Origin of the sequence: Xanthomonas sp. LF07-6, from assembly GCF_034105445.1 — a bacterium.
GTDB classification, from domain to species: Bacteria; Pseudomonadota; Gammaproteobacteria; order Xanthomonadales; family Xanthomonadaceae; genus Xanthomonas_A; species Xanthomonas_A sontii.
In genome coordinates, this window is sequence record NZ_JAXGGI010000001.1 from 75,524 (window position 1) to 102,060 (window position 26,537).

General features: G+C 69.5%; 20 protein-coding genes. 7 read left to right on the forward strand and 13 right to left on the reverse strand.

Going from position 1 to position 26,537, the window contains the following annotated elements:
• Positions 1-20 precede the first annotated feature (20 nt).
• From SLW56_RS00320 to SLW56_RS00330, 3 genes are all read right to left on the reverse strand, one after another.
• Entirely contained in the window at positions 21-2,165 is a 2,145-nt protein-coding gene (locus tag SLW56_RS00320; RefSeq protein WP_267084744.1) for an EAL domain-containing protein, read from the reverse strand.
• Positions 2,162-3,052, reverse strand: coding sequence for a phosphate/phosphite/phosphonate ABC transporter substrate-binding protein (locus SLW56_RS00325; RefSeq protein WP_152237866.1), 891 nt, complete (start codon positions 3,050-3,052; stop codon positions 2,162-2,164). The genes SLW56_RS00320 and SLW56_RS00325 overlap by 4 nt, the downstream gene beginning before the upstream one ends.
• A gap of 178 nt (positions 3,053-3,230) precedes the next feature.
• On the reverse strand, positions 3,231-3,989 hold the full coding sequence (locus tag SLW56_RS00330; RefSeq protein WP_320694184.1) for an RNA methyltransferase: 759 nt from the start codon (positions 3,987-3,989) through the stop codon (positions 3,231-3,233).
• A gap of 118 nt (positions 3,990-4,107) precedes the next feature.
• Here SLW56_RS00330 and SLW56_RS00335 point away from each other — a divergent pair, with 118 nt between their 5' ends.
• Both SLW56_RS00335 and SLW56_RS00340 read left to right on the forward strand, forming a co-directional pair.
• Positions 4,108-4,935, forward strand: coding sequence for an inositol monophosphatase family protein (locus tag SLW56_RS00335; RefSeq protein ID WP_026144017.1), 828 nt, complete (start codon positions 4,108-4,110; stop codon positions 4,933-4,935).
• 482 nt (positions 4,936-5,417) lie between these two features.
• Complete coding sequence (locus SLW56_RS00340; protein WP_267084745.1) at positions 5,418-7,565, forward strand: methyl-accepting chemotaxis protein; 2,148 nt, start codon at positions 5,418-5,420, stop codon at positions 7,563-7,565.
• A 237-nt stretch (positions 7,566-7,802) separates the two neighbouring features.
• Here the strand turns inward: SLW56_RS00340 and secF are convergent, their stop codons facing one another.
• From secF to SLW56_RS00370, 6 genes are all read right to left on the reverse strand, one after another.
• The gene (secF, locus tag SLW56_RS00345) at positions 7,803-8,768 is read right to left on the reverse strand and encodes a protein translocase subunit SecF (RefSeq protein ID WP_017910687.1); all 966 of its coding nucleotides are present in this window, start codon (positions 8,766-8,768) and stop codon (positions 7,803-7,805) included.
• A gap of 73 nt (positions 8,769-8,841) precedes the next feature.
• Positions 8,842-10,686, reverse strand: a complete 1,845-nt coding sequence (gene secD, locus SLW56_RS00350) for a protein translocase subunit SecD (protein WP_152237865.1) — start codon at positions 10,684-10,686, stop codon at positions 8,842-8,844.
• 56 nt (positions 10,687-10,742) lie between these two features.
• Entirely contained in the window at positions 10,743-11,087 is a 345-nt protein-coding gene (yajC, locus tag SLW56_RS00355; protein ID WP_017910689.1) for a preprotein translocase subunit YajC, read from the reverse strand.
• 376 nt (positions 11,088-11,463) lie between these two features.
• Positions 11,464-12,609, reverse strand: a complete 1,146-nt coding sequence (gene tgt, locus SLW56_RS00360) for a tRNA guanosine(34) transglycosylase Tgt (protein WP_026144018.1) — start codon at positions 12,607-12,609, stop codon at positions 11,464-11,466.
• Positions 12,610-12,843: 234 nt separating this feature from the next.
• Positions 12,844-14,673 carry an ABC transporter ATP-binding protein gene (locus SLW56_RS00365; RefSeq protein ID WP_267084747.1) on the reverse strand — a complete coding sequence of 610 codons (1,830 nt, stop codon included), beginning with the start codon at positions 14,671-14,673 and terminating at the stop codon, positions 12,844-12,846.
• 318 nt (positions 14,674-14,991) lie between these two features.
• Positions 14,992-16,608 carry a serine hydrolase gene (locus SLW56_RS00370; protein ID WP_320694185.1) on the reverse strand — a complete coding sequence of 539 codons (1,617 nt, stop codon included), beginning with the start codon at positions 16,606-16,608 and terminating at the stop codon, positions 14,992-14,994.
• 369 nt (positions 16,609-16,977) lie between these two features.
• Here SLW56_RS00370 and SLW56_RS00375 point away from each other — a divergent pair, with 369 nt between their 5' ends.
• From SLW56_RS00375 to SLW56_RS00385, 3 genes are all read left to right on the forward strand, one after another.
• The gene (locus SLW56_RS00375) at positions 16,978-17,817 is read left to right on the forward strand and encodes a DUF72 domain-containing protein (RefSeq protein WP_267093886.1); all 840 of its coding nucleotides are present in this window, start codon (positions 16,978-16,980) and stop codon (positions 17,815-17,817) included.
• 201 nt (positions 17,818-18,018) lie between these two features.
• Positions 18,019-18,993, forward strand: coding sequence for a 2-keto-3-deoxygluconate permease (locus tag SLW56_RS00380; protein WP_267084750.1), 975 nt, complete (start codon positions 18,019-18,021; stop codon positions 18,991-18,993).
• 52 nt (positions 18,994-19,045) lie between these two features.
• A complete protein-coding gene (locus SLW56_RS00385) occupies positions 19,046-19,993 on the forward strand; it encodes a DMT family transporter (protein WP_148829689.1) in 948 nt (315 codons plus the stop codon).
• A gap of 277 nt (positions 19,994-20,270) precedes the next feature.
• Here the strand turns inward: SLW56_RS00385 and SLW56_RS00390 are convergent, their stop codons facing one another.
• From SLW56_RS00390 to SLW56_RS00400, 3 genes are all read right to left on the reverse strand, one after another.
• Entirely contained in the window at positions 20,271-21,338 is a 1,068-nt protein-coding gene (locus SLW56_RS00390) for a sensor domain-containing diguanylate cyclase (RefSeq protein ID WP_152180665.1), read from the reverse strand.
• Positions 21,339-21,471: 133 nt separating this feature from the next.
• Positions 21,472-22,191, reverse strand: coding sequence for a pseudouridine synthase (locus tag SLW56_RS00395; RefSeq protein WP_010343505.1), 720 nt, complete (start codon positions 22,189-22,191; stop codon positions 21,472-21,474).
• A gap of 143 nt (positions 22,192-22,334) precedes the next feature.
• The gene (locus tag SLW56_RS00400; RefSeq protein ID WP_153751941.1) at positions 22,335-24,293 is read right to left on the reverse strand and encodes a DEAD/DEAH box helicase; all 1,959 of its coding nucleotides are present in this window, start codon (positions 24,291-24,293) and stop codon (positions 22,335-22,337) included.
• Between the two features lie 264 nt (positions 24,294-24,557).
• Here SLW56_RS00400 and SLW56_RS00405 point away from each other — a divergent pair, with 264 nt between their 5' ends.
• Both SLW56_RS00405 and SLW56_RS00410 read left to right on the forward strand, forming a co-directional pair.
• Complete coding sequence (locus SLW56_RS00405; protein WP_295924692.1) at positions 24,558-24,779, forward strand: RNA-binding S4 domain-containing protein; 222 nt, start codon at positions 24,558-24,560, stop codon at positions 24,777-24,779.
• Between the two features lie 67 nt (positions 24,780-24,846).
• Positions 24,847-25,176, forward strand: coding sequence for a hypothetical protein (locus tag SLW56_RS00410; RefSeq protein WP_043095855.1), 330 nt, complete (start codon positions 24,847-24,849; stop codon positions 25,174-25,176).
• Positions 25,177-25,277: 101 nt separating this feature from the next.
• Here the strand turns inward: SLW56_RS00410 and ubiM are convergent, their stop codons facing one another.
• On the reverse strand, positions 25,278-26,465 hold the full coding sequence (ubiM, locus tag SLW56_RS00415; protein ID WP_148829040.1) for a 5-demethoxyubiquinol-8 5-hydroxylase UbiM: 1,188 nt from the start codon (positions 26,463-26,465) through the stop codon (positions 25,278-25,280).
• Positions 26,466-26,537: the final 72 nt, after the last annotated feature.

Sequence of the window (26,537 nt, forward strand, 5' to 3'; positions counted from 1 at the left end):
CCACGACGCCGCAGCGGCGATCACACGCTGGCGGGCGGTGCGTCCTCGTTGGCGAGCAGCTGACGAAATTCCTCCGCGCTGAGCGGCCGGCTGAGCCAGAAGCCCTGCCCCAGTTCGCAACCGCGCTCGCGCAGCAACTCGAACTGTGTCTCCTGCTCGATGCCCTCGGCGACCACGGTGATGTCCAGCGAATGCGCCATGGCGATGATCGCCGTGGTCAGCGCCAGGTCGTCCGGGTCGCGCTGCAGGTCGGCGACGAAACTCTTGTCGATCTTGACCCCGTCCACCGGCACCTGGCGCAGATGGCTCAGGCCGGAGAAGCCGGTACCGAAGTCGTCCAGCCAGACCTTGACGCCGGTGCGATGCAGCCGCGCCAGCATGCTCGCCGCCTGCAGCTCGTCGCCGATCACCGCGGTCTCGGTCAGCTCCAGATGCAATTGCGCCGCCGGCAGCCCGGACTCGCGCAGGCATTCGGCCACCACTTCGGGCAGATCGCCGCTGCGCAACTGCCGCGGCGAGACGTTGACCGAGACGAACAGGTCGGCGCTGCCGTCGGCGCGCCGCCACTGGGTGGCCTCGCTGCAGGCCGCGCGCAGCACCTTGGGGCCGATGCTTTCGATCAGCCCGCTCTGCTCGGCCACGTCGATGAACACCGTCGGCGAGATCGTGCCCATCGCCGGATGCTGCCAGCGCAGCAGCACCTCGACGCCGACCATGCGCCGGTCCTGGGTGCGGAAGATCGGCTGGTAGGCCAGCTTGAGTTCGTCGCGCTCCCAGGCGCCGCGCAGCTCGTGCTCCATGTGCACGCGCCGCTCCACCGCATAGTCCATCGCGCGGCTGTAGAAGCGGTGGCAGTTCTTGCCGGCCAGCTTGGCCTGGTACATGGCGATGTCGCCGTTCTTCAGCAGCGCCGAGGCGTCCTCGGCATCGCCCGGGTAGACAGTGATGCCGATCGAGGTACCCATGAACACCTCGCGGCCCTGGATCCGCAGCGGCTCGCGCAGCTCCTGCACCAGCCGCTGCGCCAGCGCGGTGGCGACCTTGGCCGCCTGCGCATCCTCCACCAGGATCACGAACTCGTCGCCGCCGAAACGCGCCAGCAGCGCATCGTCGCCGCCCAGTTGCTCCACCGCCAGCTGGATGCGCCGCGCGAACTGCAGCAGGGCTTCATCGCCGGCCTCGTGACCCAGGGTGTCGTTGATCCGCTTGAAATCGTCGATGTCGGCGAACAGGAGCGCCAGCCTGCGCTGCGAGGCGCGCGCCGACAGCATGCGATGGTCCAGCGCCTCGCGGAACGCGAGCCGGTTGGTCAGCCCGGTCAACGCATCGGTGTAGGCCATGTGGCGCACGTCGCGGTCGTGCCGGGCGATGGCCTCGCTCATCCGCCCGAACGCGCGCAGCAATTCGCTGACCTCGTCGTGGCGGCCGCTGTCGCGGCGCTCCACCGCGTAGTTGCCGGCCTCGATCTGGCGCGCGGCCGCCGCCATCCAGCGCAACGGCGCCACCAGCGTGCGCTGCACGTAGACCGTCACCATCGCCGCGGTCAGGCCCAGGGCGGCCAGCAACAGCAGCAACCAGCCGAGATGGCGCTTGCCCAGTTCGCCCAGGCGCTGGTCGAGGTTCTGCCCGGCCTTGCGCTCGTACTCCTGCGCGCGTGCCCAGGACATGCCTACCCGCACCCCGCCCACGCGCTGGTCGCCGATCATGATCGGCATCGACACGTCGAGGAACTCCGGCGACTCCTGCGCCAGCAGGCCTTTGGCGCGGATCGCGGCGTCGGCCATCGGCCCGCGCATGCGCTGCCCGTAGCCCACCAGGTCCTTGCTGCCGTCGTGGATCAGCCGCCCGTCGGCGTCGTAGACCAGCACGTAGGCCACCGCCACATAGCCCAGCGCCCCACGCACCTGCGTGCCGATCGCATCCAGGTCGGAGTAGTACACAGGGTTGGCCAGCGAATCGGCCAGTTGCCGCGCCAGCGATTCGCCGCGGGTGCGCATGCTGCTGTCGAACAGGCTGTGGATGGCGTTGCCGCTGAGCGTGCGCACCTCGCGCTGCATCGCCGCCTGGCGCTCCAGCAGCAGGGCCAGGATCGCCATCACCAGCAGCGCAGCCACGCCCATGGCCAGCAGGAACCTGGCCTGCAACCCGAAACGCATGGTCTTCATTCCACTTCCAGCCTCACCCGCGCCACGCCGGCGCGCAGGGCATCCAGGCGTTTCTGCGACGCCGGATCGATCGGGTAGAAGCCGGAGGTCCCGAAGAACTGGCGCAGCGCCGCGCGCCCCTGCGGATCGTCGGCGGCGTGCAGCAGCACCTCGCGCAGGCGCGTCTCCACGTCCGTGGGCAGATCGCTGCGCACCATCTCCACCGCGCGCGGATACGGTTCGCTGCGGTAGATCACCCGGAAGTCGCGGCGGAACGCGGGGGGAATGCGGCGATCGTCGTCCCAGTCGAGATTGCTGAACGCCCCGGCATCCACCAGGTGCTTGTGCACGAAGGCGGCGATGTTGAGTTCCGAGCGCGCGAACACGTAACCGACCGTTTCCGCCGAGGGCTGGTCCTTGGTCGAGAGCAGGATCTCCGGATGCAGGCCGCGCTCGAACAGCGTCATCATCGGCACCAGGTAGGCGCTGGTGGACAGCGTGCTCTGCAGCGCCAGCGTGCGCCCCCGCAGATCCGACAGGTCGTGCACCGGCGCGTCATTGCGCACGAAGAATACGGTGTGGTACTGACGCACGCCGTTGCGCTCGGTCAGCAGCAGCGGCTTGGCGCCACCGCGCTGTTCCAGCGCCATCGCGGTGGCAGCGGTCTCGGTGACCCAGTCGACCCGGCCGCGACGCAGGTAACTGCTCATCTGCTGGCTGTCGCGGGCCATCAGGATCTGCCCGGAGGTGATGCCGACCTCGCGCATGCGCGGCACCACGTAGTCCAGCAGCGGCTTGAGTTGCTCGTAATGGGCCTTGGGATTGTCGCTGATGCGCCCCAGCACCAGGACCGAGGGCCGCGCGTGCACGGACGCGGGCCAGCAGATCGCCAGCGCCAGCCACACCACGACCACCCGCCAACGCGAACTGGACAAACCACGATCCCCAAGTAGACCTTGCAAAGCCTAGCCGAAAGCGCATGCCGGTGACAGCGTCACAGAATGGCGCCTGCCGCGCATGCAGTCCGCCCTGGGCGCACGCGTCGGCGCGCGCGCCGCGATGGATGCCTTCGCGCCTTGCCTGGCCTCAGTTTCCGGCCTGCCCGGCGAGTCGCGCCATGCGCTGCGCATCGGACAGCACGCCGCGCAGCAGACGCACCTCCTGCTCGGTCAGCTCGGTGCGCAGGAACAGCCGGCGCAACTTGCGCATCGCCGAATCCGGGGCGCGGCCCTTGTGGAAGTCGATATCGTCCAGGGTCTCGGCCAACTGCCCGAACAGCCCTTCCACCTGTGCGTGGCTGGCCGGTGCCTCGCGAAACCCCGGTGCCGGCGCCGGCGCGGGGGCGGCGCCGCGCAGCTGCGCCAGGCGCAGTTCGTAGGCCAGCACCTGCACCGCCGCGGCCAGATTGAGCGAGCTGAACGACGGATCGGAAGGAATGTGCACGGCCGCATGGCACAACTGCAGTTCCTCGTTGGTCAGGCCGGTGCGCTCGCGGCCGAACACCAGCGCCACCTCCGCCGGTTCGGCGCTGGTCGCGGTCAGGCGCTGCGCGGCATCGGCCGGCAGCAACTCCTCCAGCGACACGCGGCGGCTGCGCGCGGTGCAGCCCAGCACCAACCGGCAATCGGCCACTGCGTCGGCCAGCGCCGGCAGCACCGGCGCCTGCTGCAACAGATCCTCGGCCCCGGCAGAACGCCGGTAGGCCTCGGTCTCCAGCTCGCATTCCGGCGCCACCAGCACCAGCCGCGACAGCCCCATGGTCTTCATCGCGCGCGCCGCCGCGCCGATGTTGCCGGGGTGCTGGGTCCCGACCAGGACGAAGCGGATACGGAGGGAATCGGTCATGGCGGCACGGCAGGCGAAGCGAACGGGGGCGTAGATGGTAAACTGTGCGGCCGGCCTTCGCGCCGGACTGCTCTTTTCCTCCTCCAGACCCACCTCCGCCTTCTCGGGAGCCGTTGCCATGCAAAAACCCGCCGTCACCGTCATGGTCAAGGCCGCCCGCCTCGCCGGCAACGTGCTGTTGCGCCACATCAACCGCCTGGAAGCACTGAACGTGGTGCAGAAGGACCGCATGGACTACGCCAGCGAAGTCGATGCCGATGCGGAAAAGGTGATCGTCAAGGAGTTGCGCCGCGCCTACCCCGACTACGGCGTGATGGGCGAGGAAAGCGGCGTGCAGGGCGGCGGCCGCTACATGTGGGTGATCGACCCGCTCGACGGCACCAGCAACTACCTGCGCGGCTTCCCGCACTACTGCGTGTCGATCGCCCTGGTCGAGAACGGCGAGCCGGTCGACGCGGTGATCTTCGACCCGCTCCGCAACGAACTGTTCACCGCCAGCCGCGGCAACGGCGCCGTGCTCAACGACCGCCGCATCCGTGTCAGCGAGCGCAAGGAACTCAACGGCGCCATGGTCCACACCGGCTTCGCGCCGCGCGAGCGCAAGCGCACCAGCCCCCAGCTCAAGTGCGTGGATGCGCTGCTGGTGCAGGCCGAGGACATCCGTCGCACCGGTTCGGCGGCACTGGATCTGGCCTATGTGGCCTGCGGCCGCAGCGACGCCTACTTCGAAGCCGGCGTGAAGGCCTGGGACATCGCCGCCGGCGTGCTGCTGGTGCGCGAGGCCGGTGGCCGCGTCACCGATTTCAAGGGCGGCACCCTCGGCCGCATCGACGACCGCGGCCCACAGCAGTTCCAGGTGGTCGCCGGCAACCTCAAGGTCGGCGACGCGCTGCAGAAGCTGATCGTCAATACCGGCTTCGCCGGGGAGTTCGACGCGAAGTTCTGAGCGAGGCGACCGGCGCTACGCCGGCGCAGCGACACCGCAACAACAGAAAAGCCGCGCACTCGCGCGGCTTTTTTTATGTCCGTCATCCGCCGATCGGACCGGCGCACGACCTCCGCACAGGTCCTTTCGCAGCATCCGCCTGGCCTCGCGCAGGCCAGCCACCATCCAGGAAATCCCGTCGAACGCAGAACGCACGGGCCGTTTTTCCGTCACACCGCACTCACGCATTGGACGCTGCGCGCTTCACTCCTGCTTGATCGGCGCTTGCGTAGAAAACGGCACACGACGCGCTACGTGCAGGCAAAACGGCATGTGCGATGCGCCCGACGCAATCGGCGAACGCAGCCCTAAAGATCCACGGAACGCGGCCGATACCGATGCGGGTCTTTGCCCGAACTTCCCCGCTGATCCGTGCCTGCATTGCCGTCCCTGCGGCAATGGAGCCGATAGCGCCGCTCTCTCGCATCTTCCGGAGATCTCGCGTGTCCTTCCATCATCTCACCGTCACCAAGCGCCTGGCAATCGGCTTCTGCGGCGTGATCGCCATGTTGTTGCTGGTCGGCATCACCAGCCTGATCGGCTTCCGCAAGTTCACCAGCGCGGCAGCGCTGGACGCGCACACCTACAAGGTCATCACCCTCGGCGACCGCATGCTGGTGAGCCTGCTCAACATCGAGAGCGGCGCGCGCGGCTTCGCCCTGACCCGCGATCCGTCCTACCTGGCGCCACTCGAACTCGGCGAACGCGAGTTCAGCGCACAGTGGCAGGAGTCCAAGGAACTGACCGCGGACAACGCGGCGCAGCAGGCGCGCCTGCAGACCCTGATGCAGGACTACACGCAGTTCATGGCGACCAAGCGCAAGGCGGTGGAGCACATGCGCACCACCGCGGCCGACAGCGACGACGCCCAGCTGGACGCGTTCCGGAGCGTCGGCAAGCAGCAGATGGACGGGTTGCGCGACACGATCGGTCAGTACGAGAACGCCGAGCGCGCCCTGCTGCAGGTGCGCAAGGCCGAGAGCGAGGCGCGCGCGCAGTCGGGCGAATGGACCAGCCTCGGCGGGATGCTGATCGGTATCGTCGCCGCCATCCTGCTCGGCCTGCTGGTCCGCAACAGCCTGATGCGCCAGCTCGGCGGCGAGCCCGCCTACGCAGCCGACGTGGTGCGCCGCATCGCCAGCGGCGACCTGTCGCAGGACGTACTCCTGCGCACCCAGGCGCCGTCGCTGCTCAACGACATGCGGCAGATGCAGGAGGAACTGCGCACGGTGATCCAGGCGCAGACCGAGATGGCCAAGCAGCATGACGCCGGCCGGATCAGCTTCCGCATGGACGAGACACGCTTCCCGGGCGACTACGGGCGCATGGTCCGCGACACCAATGCCCTGGTGCACAGCCATATCTCGGTCAAGCAGCAGCTGATCGCGCTGATGGGCGAGTATGCCGAAGGCGATCTGAGCCGCGACCTGGAGCAGTTCCCGGGCGAGAAGGCGATCCTGACCGAGACCATGGCCAAGGTGAAGCGCAATCTCGGCGCGATCAACGACGAGATCGACCTGCTGGTGCGCGCCGCCGCGCAGGGCGACTTCTCCCGCCGCGGCAATGATCAGCGTTTCCGTCACGCCTTCCGCGGCATGGTCGCCAACCTCAACACGATGATGACGGGCACCGAGACCAATCTGGCGGCGCTGTCGCAGCTGTTGCGCGCGATCGCCGCCGGCGACCTGACCCAGACCATGCAGGGCGAGTTCCACGGCGTGTTCGCGCGGATGCGCGACGACGCCAACGCCACCGTCGCGCAACTGACCGACATGGTCGGCCGCATCCAGCAGGCCGCGGCCAGCATCGACACCGCCGCGGGCGAGATCGCCAGCGGCAACGACGACCTGTCGCGCCGCACCGAGCAGCAGGCCGCCAGCCTGGAGGAAACCGCCGCATCGATGGAGGAACTGACCGCCACGGTGAAGCAGAACGCCGAGCATGCGCGCCAGGCCAACCAGCTGGCCGCCGGCGCGGCCTCCGTGGCCTCGCAGGGCGGCACGGTGGTCGGACAGGTCGTCACCACCATGGACGGCATCGAGGCGGCCTCGAAGAAGATCGCCGACATCATCGGCGTGATCGACGGCATCGCCTTCCAGACCAATATCCTGGCACTCAATGCCGCGGTGGAAGCGGCACGCGCCGGCGAGCAGGGCCGCGGTTTCGCCGTGGTCGCCAGCGAGGTCCGCACCCTCGCCCAGCGCTCGGCCAGCGCGGCCAAGGAGATCAAGACGCTGATCGACGACTCGGTCGAGCGCGTGAACGCAGGTTCGGCGCTGGTCGCCCAGGCCGGCACGACGATGCAGGACATCGTGGCCTCGGTGCAGCGCGTGACCGACATCATGGGCGAGATCGCCGCCGCCTCGCAGGAGCAGTCGGCCGGCATCGAGCAGGTCAACCACACCGTCACCCAGATGGACGAGACCACCCAACAGAACGCCGCCCTGGTCGAGGAAGCCACTGCCGCGGCACGCGCGATGGAGCAGCAGGCCGGCGACCTGGTGGAGATCGTCGGCCAGTTCCAGGTGCGCAGCGAGACCTATCCGATGGTGGCGCAACTGGTGGCCCGCGCCACCGCCAACGCGACGTAGCGCGGACGCCCTGCGCGACAGGCACGCCACGGAGGGGATGGGACCGTCATTGACGGTCCCATCCCACGCACGGCAACCCGGCCGACGTCGCGCTGCACCCACCCGACGCCCCCAGCGTCCGCACAAAGAAAAAGCCGCGCATCCGCGCGGCTTTTTTGTTCGCAGGAGGGAGTGCTTCAGGCCCAGGACGTCACGCTTTCACGAATCTCCAAACCCGGATCCCCACTCCCGGCCCCATCAGGGCCTGCGCGCCAGCGCCTCGACGTCCTTCGACTTCGGCAGCAGGTCCTGCTTGGTGACCTGGAACGGCCCGATCGACAGCAGCGGCACCGCCACGATCACCGAGGACACCACCACCACCACCGCACCGATCATGTGGGTCAGCGCCAGGCCTTCCATCGACTCGCCGCCGTACAGGTACAGCGCAAGCGCCGACAGGAAGAACATCACCGCGGTGATCACCGTACGCGACAAGGTCTGGTTGATCGAGCGGTTCAGCACCTCGATCGGCTCCACGCGCAGGCTGCGGAAGTTCTCGCGCACGCGGTCGAACACCACGATGATGTCGTTGATCGCAAAGCCCATCACCGACAGCAGGCCGGCCAGCACGGTCAGGTCGAACTCACGGCCGGTGACCGACACGTAGGCCACCGTCACCAACAGGTCGAACAGCGCGGTCAGGCTGGCCACCACCGCGAACTTCCACTCGAAGCGGAAGGCGATGTAGATCAGGAAGCCGACCAGCATGAACACCGTGGCGTAGACGCCGTTCAAGGCCAGGTCCTTGCCGACCTGCGGGCCGACGAACTCGCCCGGCTTGACCGTGGCCGGGTTCTGCGGCGTGCTCACCGCCTTGCGCACCTGCTCGGCGAGGTTCTTGGTGATGTCCTCGTTGTTGTGCTCGCCCTGCGGCTGCAGGCGGATCACCACCTCGTTGCCGCTGCCGACGTTCTGCACCTGCGCATTCTCGAAGCCGGCCTTGGCCAGCTGTTCGCGCACCTGGTCCACGTCGACCGGCTTCTGGAAACTGGTCTGCACCAGCGCGCCGCCGGTGAACTCCAGCGCGTAGTTGAAGCCCTTGGCGAAGATCACCGCGAACGAGGCCAGCGCCAGCACCAGCATCAGCACCAGGGTCGGGTGCCGCCAGCGCATGAAGTCGATCTTGGTGTCGTTGGGGATCAGGTGAAGCGGGAAAATTTTCATTGGAGACCGCTCTGCGTTTTTTTGGACCCCGCGCCTGTCGGCGCGGGGACGTGCGGAAGGTGGCGTGCGTGGCTCAGATGGCCACGGACTTGATCTTCTTGCGACGGCCGTAGATCAGCACCGCCAGCGCGCGCGACACGGTGATCGCGGTGAACATCGAGGCGAAGATGCCGATGATCATGGTCAGCGCGAAGCCCTTCAGCGGGCCGGTACCGAACGCGTACAGCGCCACGCCGACGATCAGGCCGGTGAGGTTGGCGTCGAGGATGGTGCCGCCGGCCTTCTCGTAACCGGCCGCGATCGCCGACTTGGGCGGTACGCCCAGCCGCAGTTCTTCGCGGATCCGCTCGTTGATCAGCACGTTGGCGTCCACCGACAGGCCCACCGACAGCGCCAGACCGGCGAAGCCCGGCAGGGTCATGGTGGCGCCGAACAGCGACATCACCGAGACCACGATCAGCAGGTTCATCAGCAGCGCGACCGAGGTGATCAGGCCGAACATGCGGTAGTACACGCTGAAGAACACCAGGGTGAACAGGAACGCGTAGACCACCGCGGTGATGCCGCGCTCGACGTTCTCCGCGCCCAGGCTCGGGCCGATCACGTATTCCTCGACGAAGTCCATCGGCGCGGCCAGCGAACCGGCACGCAGCAGCTTGGCCAGGTTCTCGGCCTCGGTCTTCTCCAGGCCGGTGGTCTGGAAGTTCTTGCCGAACACGCCGGCGATCCGGGTCGGCGCCAGCGCCTCCTCGTTGACGCGCACGCTGCGCACTTCCTTGCCGTCGACCATGGTCACGGTGGGGATGCGCTCGATGTAGACCACCGACATCAGCTTGCCGGTATTGGCGCTGGTGTAGTCGAACATGCGCTGGCCGGCGGCGTTGTTGAGCGTGACCGCCACGGCCGGCATGCCGTTCTGGTCGGTGCTGACGGTGGCGTTGACCATCTGGTCGCCGGACACCAGCACGCGCTTGCTCAGCAGCACCGGGGCGCCGCTGTCGCGCAGGCGGTAGACCTTGGCGTCGGGCGGGATGTTGCCGCTGCGCACCGCGTCCTCGGCGTTGCCGTCGACCACGCCGCGGAATTCCAGCGTGGCGGTGGCGCCGATCATGCGCTTGGCCTCGGCGGTGTCCTGCACGCCCGGCAGCTCGACCACGATGCGGTCGTCGCCCTGGCGCTGGATGATCGGCTCGGCCACGCCCAGCTGGTTGACGCGGTTGCGCAGGGTGGTCAGGTTCTGCTCGATGGCGCCGGCGGCGATCTGCTTCAGCTCGGCCTCGGGTACGGTCACGGCGATGGTCTGCCCGGACACCGCGTAGCTCAGGGTCGGCTGCGCCTTGGCGATGGCCGCGCGCGCGGCGCTGGCATCGACGCCCTCGCCCAGGCTGACCTGGATGCTGTTGTCGGGACGGCGCTCGACCGAGCGGTAGGCCAGACGGTTGTCGCGCAAGGTGGTGCGGATGTCCTCGGCGAAGGCGTCCAGGCGCTTTTCCAGCGCCGCCTTCTGGTCGACCTGCAGGGCGAAGTGCACGCCGCCGACCAGGTCCAGGCCCAGCACCATCGGCTTGCCGCCCAGGCGCGACAGCCAGTCCGGCACGGTCGAGGCCAGGTTCAGCGCCACCGTGTAGTTCTCGCCCACCTGCTGGCGCAGCACGTCGTTGGCACGGGTCTGCGCCTGCAGGTTCGGCAGGCGCACCATCAGGCTGTCGCCTTCCTTGTCGACCAGCTTCGGGGTGATCCCGGCCGTCTTCAGGTCGGCGAGGACCCGCTCGCGCAGGGCGTCGTCGATCTTGCCGCCGCGGCTGGCGGTGATCTGGACCGACGGATCCTTCTGGTACACGTTGGGCAGCGCGTACAACGCGCTCAACGCCAGCACGATCAGGATGAGGACATACTTCCAGCGCGGAAACTCGAGCATTGCGGGACCCCGCACGACGCCACGCCGGCGTCGCGCCTAGCAGTAGGAGAAATGGATCAGGCGGACTTCAGCGTGCCCTTCGGCAGGACATTGCCGACGGCGCCCTTCTGCACGCGGATGCGCACGTTGTCGGCCACTTCGATGGTGATGAAGTTGTCGCCGATGTCGGTGACCACGCCGGCCACGCCGCCGGAGGTGATGACCTCGTCGCCGCGGCCGAGCTTGTCCAGCATCGACTTGTGTTCCTTCTGGCGCTTCATCTGCGGCCGGATCATCACGAAATACATCACCGCGATCAGGATGATGGGCAGCAGGAACATCTGCAGGCCACCACCGGCCGGGGCGGCGCCGCCAGCGGTCTGCGCCTGGGCGACGGGAATCAGGAAATCGAGCGGATTCATCGGGTACGTCCTATGGTTTGGGCAGCCCGACGCCCTGGGGCACGGACCGCTGGTTTGCCTTGCGGCAGCAAGCAGCCGCCGATTATGCCACGATCTTCCTTCACCCTCCGGAACCGCTGCCCTGCCCTTGCGGCACAGGAACGGCGCCATGCGCAGCGGGAAGGGGCCGGCACCGACGGGCGATGCCGATCTGGCGTACGGGGTCCTTGCGGTTGGATCCGGGAGAGGAACAGGGTTCGGCGGTGGCCGGACCCTCGGCTCAACCCCTCCCAAACGGCACGAGGCTTCGCCCGGACCCTCACCCCCGACCCCTCCCTAACAACACGAGGCTGCGCCCGAACCCTCACCCCAACCCCTCTCCCGGGGGGAGAGGGGCTTATCCGTGCTCCGTTGGGAGTGGCGTGGCTTCCATCCCGCGCGCCGCATAGAAGGACCGCCGGAACTGGGCAAAGGTTCCCGCGGCGATCGCCGCGCGCATGTCGGCCATCAGCTTCTGGTAGTACCAGAGGTTGTGCAGGGTGCCCAGCATCGGCGCCAGCATCTCGTTGCAGCGGTCCAGGTGGCGCAGGTAGGCGCGGGTGTAGCCGCTGCTGCAGGCATGGCAGCCGCAGCCCGGCTCGATCGGATCGAGGTCGCGCTCGTACTTGGCGTTGCGGATGCGCACCGTGCCGAAGGAGGTGAAATAGTGGCCGTTGCGGGCGTTGCGGGTCGGCATCACGCAGTCGAACATGTCCACGCCGCGGGCCACCCCCTCGACCAGGTCCTCCGGGCGTCCCACGCCCATCAGGTAGCGCGGGCGGTCGCCCGGCAGGCGCGGATGCAGGTGCTCGAGCATAGCGTTGCGCTCGTGCTCCGGCTCGCCCACCGCCAGGCCGCCGATCGCGTAGCCGTCGAAGCCGATCGCCTGCAGGCCCTCGATCGAGCGGCTGCGCAGGTCCGCATGCACGCCGCCCTGGACGATGCCGAACAGCGCCGCATCGTTGCCCAGCGCGTCGTGCGCGTCGCGCGAGCGCTGCGCCCAGCGCAGGCTCAGTTCCATCGAGCGCCGCGCCACGTCCTCGGTGGCCGGGTACGGGGTGCACTCGTCGAAGATCATCACGATGTCCGAATCGAGCACCCGCTGGATCTTCATGCTCTCCTCCGGCCCCAGGAACACCTTGGCGCCGTCGGTCGGCGAGGCGAAGGTGACGCCCTGCTCGCTGATCTTGCGTCGGTGCGCCAGCGAGAACACCTGGAAGCCGCCGGAATCGGTCAGGATCGGCCCGTCCCAGCGGGCGAAGCCGTGCAGGCCGCCGTGATCGCCAATCACGTCCAGGCCCGGGCGCAGGTACAGGTGGAAGGTGTTGCCGAGGATGATCTGCGCGCCCAGCGCCTTGATCTGCTCGGGCAGCACACCCTTGACCGAGCCGTAGGTGCCCACCGGCATGAACGCGGGGGTCTCGACCGTCCCGCGCGGGAAGGTCAGGCGGCCGCGGCGCGCGGCGCCGTCGGTGGTGTGGAGCTGGAACTGCAATCGGGACATGGTCTGGCGAATCTCGGTAAGCCGGGCATTGTCGCATTGCCGGGCCGTTGGCGCCGAACCGCCTGGCGGTGCGCCGCCCAGGGAACACCACGGTCGGCTGGTCGGATGCGCGTCGGGCATGCACGCGCGGGCCCCGCCCAGGACCATGCCGCGGCGCGTACCCGGCGCCGCCCCGCCCTGGCGGCACGACACCGATGTCGCGCCGTCGCCGGCCATCCTGGATGGCGAGCCGCGTCAGTCCGCCGCGACGAAGCCGCCGGTCTGGCGCGCCCACAGCCGCGCGTACAGCCCGCCGCGGGCAACGAGTTCTGCATGGCTGCCGGTCTCGACGATGGCGCCGCGGTCCATCACCACCAGGCGGTCCATCCGCGCGATGGTGGAGAGCCGGTGGGCGATCGCGATCACCGTCTTGCCGGCCATCAGTTCGTCCAGGCTGTCCTGGATCGCCGCCTCCACTTCCGAATCCAGCGCCGAGGTGGCCTCGTCCAGGATCAGGATCGGCGCGTCCTTGAGCAGCACGCGGGCGATGGCGATGCGCTGGCGCTGGCCGCCGGACAGCTTGACCCCGCGCTCGCCGACCTGCGCGTCGTAGCCGCGCTGGCCCTCGCCGTCCTGCAACTGCTCGATGAACTCGTCGGCGCGCGCCTTGGCCACCGCCGCGCGCAGCTGCGCCTCGCTGGCGTCGGGGCGGCCGTACAGCAGGTTGTCGCGGATCGAGCGGTGCAGCAGCGAGGTGTCCTGGGTGACCAGGCCGATCTGCTGGCGCAGGCTCTCCTGGGTGACGCCGGCGATGTCCTGGCCGTCGATCAGGATGCGGCCCTGCTCCAGGTCGTACAGCCGCAGCAGCACGTTGACCAGGGTCGACTTGCCGGCGCCGGACGGCCCGACCAGGCCGATCTTCTCGCCCGCGCGCACCTGCAGGTCGAGCCCGGCGATGACCCCGCCGCGCTTGCCGTAATGGAAGTGGATGTGCTCGAAGCGGACCTCGCCGCGCTCCACGCGCAGCGGCACCGCGTCGGCGCGATCCTGCACCTGCGCCGGCTGCGCGATGGTCTCCATGCCGTCCTGCACCGCACCGATGTCCTCGAAGATGCCGTTGACCGTCCACATGATCCAGCCGGACATGTTGTGGATGCGGATCACCAGGCCGGTGGCCAGGGTGATCGCGCCCACGCTGATCTGTCCGCGGCTCCACAGCCACAGCGCCAGCCCGCAGGTCACCGCGATCAGGAAGCCGTTGATGATGGCGATGGCGCTGTCCATCGCGGTGGTCATGCGGGTCTGCCCGCGGTGCTTGACCGCCAGCTCGTCGATCGCCTCGCGCACGTAGGCCTGCTCGCGCCCGGCATGCGAGAACAGCTTGAGCGTGGCGATGTTGGTGTAGCCGTCGACGATGCGGCCCATCGCCTTGGAGCGCGCGTCCGAGGCGATCCAGGCGCGCTGCTTCATCCGCGGCACGAAGTAGACCATCAGCGCCACGTAGGCCAGCACCCACACCAGCAGCGGCGCCATCAGCCAGGGATCGGCCTGGGCGAACAAGTACAGCGCGCTGCCGGTGTAGACCACGATGTACCAGAGCGCATCGACCATCTGCACCGCCGACTCGCGCAGCGAGGTGCCGGTCTGCATGACCCGGTTGGCGATGCGCCCGGCGAAGTCGTTCTGGAAGAAGCCCAGGCTCTGCCGCACCACGTAGTTGTGCATCAGCCAGCGCGCGCGGTTGCTCAGGCCGGGCACGATGGCCTGGTTCACCAGCAGGTTGTGCAGGGCCACGAACAGCGGCCGCGCCAGCAGCACGACGAACGCCATCCACAGCAGCTCGCCGGCATGGCGCTGGAAGAAGTCCGGCCCCGGCTGCTCGGCGACCATGTCGACGATGCGGCCGAGGAAGTCGAACATCGCCACTTCCACCAGCGCCAACGCGAGACCGGCCAGCAGCGTGGCCAGCAGCAACGGCCACAGCGGGCGCAGATAGTGCAGATAGAAGCGCACCACCCCACGCGGCGGCATCTGCGTCTCGATCTTCGGGAAGACCTCGATCAGGGACTCGAACCAGCGGAACATCGCCACGTCACGCCTGAAAAGGGGCGTCAGGGTAGCGTATCTGGCGTCACGCTTCGTGACGCTGGGAATGGGGAGTGGAGAATGGGGAATCGTAAAAGCGGCTGCCCGTGCGCATCGCTTTCCCTTGCAGGAGCGGCTTCAGTCGCGACGCGGTAGCGCCGGGATTGGGGATTTGGGATTGGGGATTCGCGACAGTGGCTCCTCCATCGTTCCCCCTCGCAGGAGCGGCTTCAGCCGCGACGGGCTTCACCGAGGAAGCCCGGTCGCGGCTGAAGCCGCTCCTACCATTCCCCATTCCCCATTCCCGATTCCCAGCAGTCACTCCGCCGGCGTCAGCACCAGATCCTGGAAATCGAAACTGAAATCGGTCAGCGGCGAGATCGCCTGCATGCGCGCCTCGCGTACCTTGCCGTCGGGCGTGAGCGCGAAATTGATGAAGGCATCGGCATTGAGCGAGCGGTCGCGCCAGCGCACGATGAAGGTGTCGTGCTGCCAGTGCTCCAGGGTGCCGACCAGCTGCGCGGTCTTGCTGAACTGCAGTTCCAGGCGCTTGCCCTGCTGGCGTACCACCACATCGCCGTACCACGGGTCGCGGTAGGTGCCGGCGTAGCCGGACAGCGGCAGCGACGGGGTGGACTTGGCGTCGCGCGCCGCGACGTGCTTGGCCCAGTCCTCGTCGGCATTGGCGTCGGCCTTGGCCACGGCCTTGGCGTAGGCGGCGGTCCAGTCCGTCGCCGGCGCGCCCAGGTAGGCGTCCAGCACGCGCAGGGTGATCGCGTTGAAGGCGGCGCCGACTTCCTGGTTGGTCAGCACGATCACGCCCAGCTTGCGCTCCGGCACCAGGGTCAGCCGCGAGACCATGCCCGGCCAGCCGCCGGTGTGCCAGACCAGCTTGGCGCCGCGGTAGTCGCTCAGGCTCCAGCCCTCGCCGTAACCGGCGAAATTGGGCCTGGCCGGCAGCAGTTCCGGCACGCTCGGCTCGGAGATCGCGATCGGCGTGATCATCTGCCACATCTCCTGCTGGCGCTGCGCACTGAACAACTGCCGCGCCTGGCCATCGGCCGCCGGCAGGCGCCCGCTGTCGAGCTGCACCTGCATCCACTTGGCCATGTCGTGCACGTTGGCGTAGATGCCGCCGGCACCGGAATTGTTGGACCAGGTCAGCGGCGCCACCGTGCGCAGCTCGCGGAAGTCGAACTTGGCGTGGCCGACCGCGGCCTCGTCGCCGGGCTGCAGGTGGTCGCTGTTGATGCGCGCGCCGGTCATGCCCACCGGCACGAAGATGCGCTGGCGCACGAACTCGGCGTAGCTCTGCCCGGACACCTGCTCGATCAGCTTCTGCGCCACCGCGTACAGGATGTTGTCGTAGGCGTAGCGGTCGCGGAAACCGCCCTTCAGCGGCACATGCGCCAGGCGCCGCACCACCTCTTCGTTGCTGTAACTGGTGGCCGGCCAGAACAGCAGGTCGCCCGCCCCCAGACTCAGGCCGCTGCGATGGCTGAGCAGGTCGCGCACGCGCATTTCGCGGGTGACGTAGGCGTCGGACATCTGGAACCACGGCAGGTGGTCCACCACCCGGTCCTCGAGCTTGAGCTTGCCTTCGTCGGCCAGGATCGACAGCGCGGCGGAGGTGAAGGCCTTGGTATTGGAGGCGATGGCGAACAGGGTCTGCGCGTCCACCGGTTCCGGCTTGCCGAGTTCGCGCACGCCGTAGCCGCGCTCCAGCACCACCTGCCCGTCCTTGACGATGGCGATGGCGATGCCGGGCACCTCGAACTGCTTGCGCACGCGCTCCACCTGCGCGTCCAGATCCTGCAGCCCGGGCGGCAATGCGGCCGGGGCCGGTGCGGGGGCCGCGGCGGGGACAGGCGTCTGCGCCTGCACGGTGGCGCTCATCGCCAGCAACAGGCCGCAGCCCATCGAGATGCTCTTCAACTGCGTCGCTCCTGAAGAAGGGAAACCAAGGCCGCACACTGGCGCGCGCGTCCCGGCGAGTGTAGAGCCTGCCGGGCCGTTTGCGGCGACGCCACGGCGGGCGGCGGCACCGCGCGGGGCTTGATGTCTTACAGGTGGGCGCTGACACCGCCGCCGACGTCCACCTCGCGAGCGGCGGCCAGTGCGGTTCCGCAACATCTCCCGTCCCCAGGCATATGCCTGCACGCGATCACGCAGGCCTCGACCTGCCGCACAGGCGGCGGCCGCGCAGCACCGAGCGACCCCGCAAGGTGGCCGGCTCCCACGACCACACCCCGCAACGCCACGCTGCGGCACAATCGCTCCCCGCCTGCCGCCGGACACGCCCGCATGAACGACCTCTTCGACTCCGCCCCGGCCGCGCCGGACGGCATCCGTATCGGCATCGGCGGCTGGACCTACGCACCATGGCGCGGCGGCATGTTCTATCCGCAGGGCCTGGTGCAGCGCCGCGAGCTGGAATACGCCAGCCGCCACGTCACCAGCATCGAGATCAACGGCACCTACTACGGCGCGCAGAAGCCGGAGACCTATGCGCGCTGGCGCGACGAGACGCCGCCGGGCTTCCTGTTCTCGGCCAAGGCGCCCAAGCGCATCACCGCATTGCGGCGGCTGGCCGGCGCCGGCACGCAGATCGAGGATTTCGTCGGCGGCATCGCCAGCCTCGGCGACCGCCTCGGCCCGCTGCTGTGGCAGTTCGAGCACGGCCACCGCCTGGACCTGGACGACCTGGCCGCGTTCCTGGACCTGCTGCCGCGCAGGACCGACGGACGCCGTCTGCGCCACGTGCTGGAAGTGCGCGATCCGGCCTGCGTCGGACCGGAACTGCTGCACCTGACGCGCCGGCACGGCGTGGCCACGGTGTTCACCGATTCGCCCGAGTTCCCCTCCTTCGCCGACCTGGGCGCCGACTTCGTCTATGCGCGGCTGATGCGCAGTCGCGCCGACCTCGCCCATGGCTACCCGCCCAAGGAACTGCAGGCCTGGGCCGCGCACGCGCAAGCCTGGCGCCGCGGCGAGGATCCGCAGGCGCTGCCGCACGCCGATACGGCCGTGGCCAAGACCACGCCGCGCGAGGTCTTCGTCTACTTCATCAGCGCCGCCAAGGAGCGTAATCCCGCCGCGGCGATGGCCCTGCTGAAGATGCTGGGGTCCGCCGCACAGGCGTGACGCGCTCGACCACGCGTACGCGACGCCCGGCACGGCGCAAGCGCGACCGTCGCCGCCGCGGTCGCAAGACGGCTGAACCGGACCCCGAGCGCGCGCACCCGGCGACACCTGGCGGTCGCCGCGCTGGGGTACAACACCGCCCGTCCGGCGCCGTCGCCGGGCCGCGGCCGCGGGCCGCGCCTGCACACGCGGAGTCCCTCGATGCGGATCAAGCACACGCTCGAACGTCTTCCCGGCGGCATGATGCTGGCGCCGCTGCTGCTCGGCGCGCTCTGCCACACCGTGTGGCCGCAGGCCGGCGCCTGGTTCGGCTCCTTCACCGAAGGCCTGATCGGCGGGCTGGTGCCGATCCTGGCGGTGTGGTGCTTCTGCCTGGGCGCCTCGATCCGGCTGCGCAGCGGCGGCCGCGTGTTGCGCGCCTCCGGCGTGCTGGTGCTGACCAAGATCGCGGTGGCGTGGCTGACCGCGGTGATCGCCGCGCGACTGCTGCCGCCGGGCGGCATCGTCTCCGGCATCTGGAGCGGCATGTCGGTGCTGGCACTGGTCGCGGCGATGGACATGACCAATGCCGGCCTGTTCGCCGCGCTCATGCAGCAGTACGGCCGCCGCGGCGAGGCCGGCGCGATGGCGCTGATGTCGCTGGAATCCGGGCCGCTGGTGACCATGCTGATCCTCGGCACCGCCGGCGTCGCCAACTTCGAGCCGCGGCTGCTGCTCGGCGCGGTGCTGCCGCTGCTGGCCGGTTTCGCGCTCGGCAATCTGGACCCGGCGCTGCGCGCCCTGTTCGCGCGTGCGGTGCCGGCGCTGATCCCGTTCTTCGCCTTCGCCCTGGGCAATACCCTGGACCTGCGCATGGTCGCCCATGCCGGCGTGGCCGGGGTCGCGCTGGGCCTGCTGGTGATGGTGGCGACCGGGATCCCGCTGCTGCTGGCCGATCGCTGGCTGGCCGGCGGCAACGGCAGCGCCGGCCTCGCCGCCTCCAGCACCGCCGGCGCGGCGGTGGCCACGCCCGCGCTGGTGGCGGCGGTGGCGCCGCAGTTCCGGGCCACCGCGCCGGCCGCGACCGCACTGGTGGCGACCTCGGTGGTGGTGACGGCGCTGCTGGTGCCGCCGCTCACCGCCGCCTATGCGCGCAGGATGGCGCGGAACGCGTCGCCGCCGGTGCCAGACGCCTGACCCGTGTGGCGATCCGCGACCGTGGCGGCGCGCTTTGCGCGACAATACGCGGATGCCGATGCACCCCACCACCAAAGCCCAGCTGCAAATCCATTTCTGCGTCCTGCTGTGGGGAATCACCGCGATTCTCGGCAAGCTGATCACCCTGCCCGCGCTGCCGCTGGTGTGGTGGCGGATGCTGATGGTGGTGGCCGCGCTGGCGCTGCTGCCGCGGGTGTGGCGCGGACTGGCGGCGCTGACGCCGAAACTGGCGCTGGGCTATGCCATCGTCGGCGCCCTGGTCGGCCTGCACTGGCTCACGTTCTACGGCGCGATCAAGCTGGCCAACGCCTCGGTCGCAGCGACCTGCATCGCGCTGGCGCCGGTGTTCACCGCGGTGATCGAACCCTGGGTGGCGAAACGGCCGTTCCGCCCCAGCGAACTGGCCTTCGGCCTGGCGGTGCTGCCTGGCGTGGCCCTGGTGGTCGGCGGGGTACCGCACGGGATGCGCGCCGGTGTCGCCGTCGGCGCGGTGTCGGCGCTGCTGGTGGCGGCCTTCGGCTCGCTCAACAAGCGCCTGGTCGACCATGCCGATCCGCTGACCGTGACCGCGCTGGAACTGGGCGCCGGCACCCTGACCCTGACCGCGCTGGCGCCGTTGCTGCCGTTCGTGCTGCCGGCGTTGAGCGGGCCCTTGCTGGTGCTGCCCAGCCTGCACGACACCGCGCTGCTGCTGGCGCTGGCGCTGCTGTGCACGCTGCTGCCGTTCGCCCTGGCCCTGGTCGCATTGCGCCGGCTCAGCGCCTACGCGGTGCAACTGGTCACCAACCTGGAACCGGTCTACGCGATCGTGTTCGCGATCGTGCTGCTGGACGAGCAGCGCCAGCTCACCGGGCTGTTCTACCTCGGCGTGGCGGTGATCCTGGGCGCGGTGTTCCTGCATCCGCTGCTGACCCGCACGCGTCCGGTGCAGCACCCGGAGCTGCTGGCCACCTGCGAGGCGAAGAACGTGGTGGAGTGAGCACGGGGGCGCTCACTTCGGGATTGGGGATTGGGGATTGGGGAGTCGGGATTGGCCCCGCTCCGCGCAGTTGCGGCATCACCGCAGGCCAACGCGAAGGGCGCAGCATGCTCGGGAACTAGCCCCTCTCCCCCCGGGAGAGGGGTTGGGGTGAGGGTACGGCGCGAAAGCGTCTGCGTCGTCTGCGTTCGCGAGGCGACGCGCCTACCCCTGCGGGGGAATTTTTCCCGTAGAACAAGGAGGAACCTGAGGATCGTCCCGGAATGACGTGGCGTACCTACGCCGCCAGCGACACGCAGTCGCGGCCGGCACGCTTGGCCTGGTACAGGCCCTGGTCGGCGCGCTTGAGCAGGTCCTCGGCGCTTTCGCGACCCTGCAGCGTGGCCACGCCGATGCTGGCGGTGAGCGGCACGCCGAGCTGCAGCAGACTGGTGTCCTGGCGCAGGCGCTCGCAGGCGCGCATGGCCTGCGCCGCGTCCATCCCCGGCAGCAACAGCGCGAACTCGCCGCCGCCGTAGCGCGCCACGACGCTCTCGGGCGGCAGGCGCGCGCGCAGCATGTCGGCCAGCGCCAGCAGCGCCTCATCGCCCTTGTCGTGACCATGCAGGTCGTTGACGCTCTTGAAGTAGTCCAGATCCAGGATCGCCACGCTGAGCGGCGCCGAACCCGGCTGCGCCGCCTCGGCATGGATCATCAACGCGGTGGCGAAGGCGCGGCGGTTGAGCAGGCCGGTCAGCGGATCGGTGCGCGCCTGTTCCAGCAGTTCGGCGTTGAGCGATTCCAGCGATTCCTGGTATTGCAGCAGCTGTTGCTCGTACCAGGCGCGTTCGCGCAACTGCAGCGCCAGCGCATGGCTGCTGCGGCGCAGTTCGATCAGCTGCATCACCTGCCGCGACAGCGCCTGCAGCGCCGCCAGTTGTTCCGGCTGCAGGGTGCGCGGACGGTTGTCGAGCACGCACACCGTGCCGACCGGCAGGCCCTCGCGGGTCAGCAGCGGCGCGCCAGCGTAGAAGCGCACCCCGCCCTCGGTGACCAGCGGATTGTGCTGGAAGCGCGCATCGGCGGTGGCGTCGGCGACCACCATGACCTGCTCCGGGGTCAGGATGGTGTGGCCGCAGAACGACTCGTCGCGTGCGGTGCTCAACAGGCAGACGTTGCGCTGCGCCTTCAGCCACTGGCGCTCGTCATCGACCAGCGAGATCAGCGCCGAGGGCGTGTCGCACAGCTTGGCGGCGATGCCGACCAGATCGTCGTAGGACGCTTCCGGTTCGGTGTCGAGGATCTGCAATGCGTGCAACGCCTGCAGGCGTGCGGCTTCGTTGTCGGGCTTGCGGGGCTTGATCACGGAATACCCGGCGGCGGCGATGGTTCGCGTTGCGCAGTATGGCCAAATCCGCGACGGACGCCAGCCCTGGCGGGCGCGCCGCCTGTACGGTTGGGCCGCGCGGCGTCAGCCGAACGCCGACACTGCGACGTGGTTACCACTCCTGGCGCTGCGGCAGCAGGCCGCGCAGTTCCTGTTCGGTGAGATTGCGCCACTGGCCCGGCTTCAGCGCGCCGAGCTTGATGTTGTCGATGCGCACGCGGCGCAACTGGGTGACCCGGTAGTCGAACGCCGCGGCCATCAAGCGGATCTGCCGGTTGAGCCCCTGCTCCAGCACGATGCGGAAGCCGAACTTGGCGATCCGCGCGGTGCGGCACGGCAGGGTCATCTGGTCGTGCACGCGCACCCCGCGCGCCATGCCGCGCAGGAATTCGTCGGTGACCGGCTTGTTCACCGCCACCAGGTATTCCTTCTGGTGACGGTTCTCGGCGCGCAGGATCTCGTTGACGATGTCGCCGTTGCTGGTCATCAGGATCAGCCCCTCGGACTCCTTGTCCAGGCGCCCGATCGGGAAGATGCGCTGCTCGTGGCCGACGAAGTCGACGATGTTGCCCTTGACCGCGCTCTCGGTGGTGCAGGTCACCCCGACCGGCTTGTTCAGCGCGATGTAGACGTGGCGGCGCCCGCTCTTGGCCTTGGCGCGCGCGCGCAGCGGCTGCCCGTCGACCTTGACCTCGTCGCCCTCGCCCACCACCGAACCGACCCCACCCGGCTGGCCGTTGACGGTGACCCGGCGCGCGGCGATCAGCCGATCGGCCTCCCGGCGCGAGCAAAAACCGGTCTCGGCGATGTGCTTGTTGAGGCGGACGGACATGGGCTGGGAGCTGGGAATGGGGAATGGGGAATGGCAACAGCGGGCTGCTGCCGACTGGGCCATGGCTAGCGTCGGGAACGACGGCAGGGAACGGCAGCGGGGACGCCCCCATTCCCGATTCCCTACTCCCTATTCCCCGCCTCTCAGCGCTTCGGCGGCCCCTTGCGCGGCGGGCGGTCGGCGGCGAAGCGGCCGGCCGGGCGCGGGCCGGCGGCGTTGGGCTTGCCGCCGGGCTTGCCGGTACGGGCGAACTTCGGCTTGAACGGCGCGCCGCCGGCATCGTCGCCCTCGAGCTTGCGCATCTGCAGTTGCTGGCCGGACACCCAGACCTTCTTCAGGTGCGTCAGCAATTCGCGCGGCATGTCCGCCGGCAGGTCCAGCACCGAATGGTCGTCGTGGATGTCGATGCGGCCGATGTACTTGCTCTCCAGCCCGGCTTCGTTGGCGATCGCGCCGACGATGTTGGCCGGCTTGACCCCATGCTGGTGACCGACCTCGATGCGGTAGGTCTCCATGCCCACTTCCGGCGCGCCGCGCGGCGCTTTCGGCGCCTTGTCGCGGCGCGGCGCCTCGAAGCTGCCGACGTCGCGGTGGTAGTCGAAATCCTCGCCACGCGCGGCCGGGGCCGGACGCGCCGGGCGCTCGCCGTCGTCGCGACGCGGCGCACGCGGCTCGCGCTCGAACTTCGGCTCGAACCGGGGACGGTCCGGGCGCTCGCCACGCTCGGGCCGCTCGCGGCGCTCGAAACGCTCGCCCTGCGGCGGACGCGGACGGTCCGGGGCCAGCAGCAGCGGCGTCTCGCCCTGCAGCAGGCGCGCCAGCGCCGCGGCCACTTCCACCATCGGCACGTTCTTCTCGGCCTCGAACTTCTGCAGCAGATCGCGGTACATGTCGATGCCGCCGGCGGCGATGGTCTCGCTGATCTTCTCCATGAAGCGGCTCACGCGCTGGTCGTTGACCGCGTCGACGCTGGGCAGCTGCATTTCCTCGATCGGCTGGCGGGTGGCGCGCTCGATCGCGCGCAGCATGCCGCGCTCGCGCGGGCTGACGAACAGGATCGCTTCGCCGCTGCGCCCGGCCCGGCCGGTGCGGCCGATACGGTGCACGTAGCTTTCGGTGTCGTAGGGGATGTCGTAGTTCAGCACGTGGCTGATCCGCTCCACGTCCAGGCCGCGCGCGGCCACGTCGGTGGCGACCAGGACGTCGAGCTTGCCGTCCTTGAGCTGCTGGATCACCCGCTCGCGCTGCGCCTGCTGGATGTCGCCGTTGATCGCCGCCGCGGCCAGGCCGCGCGCCTGCAGCTTCTGCGCCAGCTCGTCGGTGCCGGCCTTGGTGCGGGCGAAGATGATCATCGCGTCGAACGGTTCGACCTCCAGGATCCGGGTCAGCGCGTCGAGCTTGTGCAGCCCGCTCACTGCCCAGTAGCGCTGGCGGATGTTGGCCGAGGTGGTGGTCTTGGAGGCGATGATCACCTCGGCCGGGTCGTTCAGATAGGTCTGCGCGATGCGCTTGATCGCCGGCGGCATGGTCGCCGAGAACAGCGCCACCTGGCGCGATTCCGGCAGCTTCTTCAGCACCGCCTCGACGTCGTCGATGAAGCCCATGCGCAGCATCTCATCGGCCTCGTCGAGCACCAGCGTCTTCAGCTCGGACAGGTCCAGGGTGCCGCGGTCCAGGTGATCGATCACCCGCCCCGGGGTGCCCACCACCACGTGCACGCCGCGCTTGAGCGCCGACAGCTGCTGCACGTAGGGCTGGCCGCCGTACACCGGCAGCACCTGGAAGCCGGGGATCGCCGCGGCGTAGCGGTGGAACGCCTCGGCCACCTGGATCGCCAGTTCGCGGGTGGGCGCCAGCACCAGCGCCTGCGGCTTGCGCTGGGCGAAATCCAGCCGCGACAGGATCGGCAGCGCGAACGCGGCGGTCTTGCCGGTGCCGGTCTGCGCCTGGCCGAGCAGGTCGCGGCCGGTCAGCAGCGCCGGGATGGTGGCGGCCTGGATCGGCGACGGCGACTCGTAGCCGACGTCGGCGACCGCCTTCATCACAGCAGGGGAGAGGCCGAGATCTGCGAACAGCAGCGGCGCGGGGGTATCTTGGGACATGGGAGACTCCGGGGGCGCCGCAGAGAACCGGCAGGCGCAAAGAAGCCCCTATTGTGCGCCCTGCCGGGCCGCATGTCGAAAGCAGGTGAACGACACCGTTCAGGCGTGACCCTCTCCGCACTGCCGGACGCCGGCCACCGCGGCCGCCTGCAGCAGGCGCGGCGCCGCGGGCTGCGGCAGCGGCGACAGCCCCCAGCCGCCGACATGGCGGGCGTTTTGCCCGCGAATGACCGACAATGGGCGCCGATTTCCGAGCAAGCCCCAATGCAGACCATCGATCTCCAGCTAGAAAGCGACTACGTGGAACTCAAGCACCTGTTGAAACTGACCGGCCTGTGCGACAGCGGCGGCGCGGCCAAGGCCGTGATCAGCGACGGCCAAGTGCGCGTGGATGGCGAGGTCGAACTGCGCAAGGCCTGCAAGGTGCGCGCGGGCCAGGTGGTACAGCTGGGCGACGCGCAGGTGCAGGTGCTCGGCAAGGCATGACCGCCATCGGCGCCCCTGGCCTGCCACTCGCCGGCCGGTGGCGCCGGACAGCGCGGATCCCCGCACGATGCTGATCACGCTGGGCATCCGCAACATCGCGCCGTCTGCGGAAGATCCGCACCACGACGTGTACATCGCGCAGCTCGACCCCGACGCAGCGCAGCCGTTCCGCCTGGGCCAGTCCATCCGCGGCGGCCACGCGGAGCGCGGCGGTTCCATCTCCCTGGCGCTGGACGAACTGGAGGGCTGGACCGGCGACTGGCGCCAGCACCTGCGCCACGCCGGCTGCGCCTGGGCCATCGCGCCGATCGAAGCGGCGCAGCGCAGCGGCGACCTGCAGAGCGCCCTCGACGCGCTGGTCGCCGGTGCGGAACAGCGGCACGCCGACGCCAGCTAGCCGCCGCTGAGATCGGGATTCGGGATTCGGGATTCGGGATTGAAAGCAAGCCGCGCCGAGCACCGATAGACACGCACGCATGCATCGGCACGACCGCCGCCTCAGCGCGCCATGGCCGCCACGCGCTGGGTCAGGTGCGCCGCGATGGCACGCTTGAACGGCGCGACCCGGTCGGCCACGCGCAGCGCGGCGCTGCGCAGCGCGCGCGCCGGCAGGCGGTCGTCGGTGTACAGCGCGGCAATCGCGTTGGTCGCTTCGTACAGCGGCCGCGTGGCCAGGCGGTGCCCGCGCTGGTAACCGGCCAGCAAGGCCGGCGCGGCGATGTCGCCGCCGCGCGCGACCGCGTCGTGCAGCGCACGCGCCAGCCGCGCCTGGCTCTGCAGGCCGAAGTTGAACCCATGCGCGGTCACCGGATGCATGCCCACCGCGGCGTCGCCGATCAAGGCATAGCGCTCGGCGACGAAGCGCTGCGCATAGACGGCCACCAACGGATACGCCTGCGGCCGCACCAGTGGCGTCATTGCGCCCAGGCGATGCTCGAAGCAGCTACTGATCTCCGCCCCCAACGCCGCCTCGTCCATCTGCAGCAGCGCCTGCGCGCGTTCCGGCGGCAGGGTCAGCACTGCCGAGGCCTCGTTGCCGTGCAGCGGCAGCAGCGCCATGGTGCGGCCGTAACCGAACCACTCCCAGGCGGTCTGATGGTGCGGGCGCTCGTGGCGCACCCGACACACCAGCATGGTTCGGCCGAAATCGCGCAACTGCGCGCCGATCCCGCTCATGCGCCGCGTGCTGGAAAAACGGCTGTCGGCCGCCACCACCAGCCGCGCCGCCACGCTGCGCCCGTCGGAGAGCTGCAACTGCGCCTGGCGCGCGTCGCGGCGCAATGCCTGCACCGAGACACCATCGAGCAAGGTCAGACCGGGCTGGTCCTGCACCGCGGCGAACGCGGCGCGGCGGATCAGATGATTGGGCACCAGCCAGCCGAGATCGCCACGGCCGCCCTCGCCCGCCGCGAAGGTCAGTGCGAACGGCGAGGAACCGTTCATCACCCGCGCATCGCGCAGCGGCGCGATCGCCTGCGGGTCGATCCGCGGCCACAGGTCCAACTGATCCAGCAATGCTCGCGAGGCATGGGTCAGGGCGATCTCGCGGCCGTCGAAGGCGGCCTCCGCCAGCGCCGCGCGCGGCTGCGGCTCGATCAGCGCCAGCGACAGGCCGCTGCCGGCCAGCGAGCGGGCGAAGCACAGGCCGGCAGGGCCGGCCCCGACGATGGCGATATCCACTTGCATGCGGCGACTCCGTGATCGGACCCGGCCAGGATACGACCGCCGCGCACCGCGTCCTTGATCTGGATCAGCGCT

Coding starts and splice junctions, on each gene's coding strand:
- SLW56_RS00385 (WP_148829689.1), top strand. CDS start 19,046: ATGCCGATGCACCCCACCACCAAAGCCCAGCTGCAAATCCATTTCTGC.
- SLW56_RS00335 (WP_026144017.1), top strand. CDS start 4,108: ATGCAAAAACCCGCCGTCACCGTCATGGTCAAGGCCGCCCGCCTCGCC.
- secD (WP_152237865.1), bottom strand. CDS start 10,686: ATGCTCGAGTTTCCGCGCTGGAAGTATGTCCTCATCCTGATCGTGCTG.
- SLW56_RS00400 (WP_153751941.1), bottom strand. CDS start 24,293: ATGTCCCAAGATACCCCCGCGCCGCTGCTGTTCGCAGATCTCGGCCTC.
- SLW56_RS00405 (WP_295924692.1), top strand. CDS start 24,558: ATGCAGACCATCGATCTCCAGCTAGAAAGCGACTACGTGGAACTCAAG.
- secF (WP_017910687.1), bottom strand. CDS start 8,768: ATGAAAATTTTCCCGCTTCACCTGATCCCCAACGACACCAAGATCGAC.
- SLW56_RS00330 (WP_320694184.1), bottom strand. CDS start 3,989: ATGACCGATTCCCTCCGTATCCGCTTCGTCCTGGTCGGGACCCAGCAC.
- ubiM (WP_148829040.1), bottom strand. CDS start 26,465: ATGCAAGTGGATATCGCCATCGTCGGGGCCGGCCCTGCCGGCCTGTGC.
- yajC (WP_017910689.1), bottom strand. CDS start 11,087: ATGAATCCGCTCGATTTCCTGATTCCCGTCGCCCAGGCGCAGACCGCT.
- SLW56_RS00410 (WP_043095855.1), top strand. CDS start 24,847: ATGCTGATCACGCTGGGCATCCGCAACATCGCGCCGTCTGCGGAAGAT.
- SLW56_RS00395 (WP_010343505.1), bottom strand. CDS start 22,191: ATGTCCGTCCGCCTCAACAAGCACATCGCCGAGACCGGTTTTTGCTCG.
- SLW56_RS00320 (WP_267084744.1), bottom strand. CDS start 2,165: ATGAAGACCATGCGTTTCGGGTTGCAGGCCAGGTTCCTGCTGGCCATG.
- SLW56_RS00365 (WP_267084747.1), bottom strand. CDS start 14,673: ATGTTCCGCTGGTTCGAGTCCCTGATCGAGGTCTTCCCGAAGATCGAG.
- SLW56_RS00375 (WP_267093886.1), top strand. CDS start 16,978: ATGAACGACCTCTTCGACTCCGCCCCGGCCGCGCCGGACGGCATCCGT.
- tgt (WP_026144018.1), bottom strand. CDS start 12,609: ATGTCCCGATTGCAGTTCCAGCTCCACACCACCGACGGCGCCGCGCGC.
- SLW56_RS00380 (WP_267084750.1), top strand. CDS start 18,019: ATGCGGATCAAGCACACGCTCGAACGTCTTCCCGGCGGCATGATGCTG.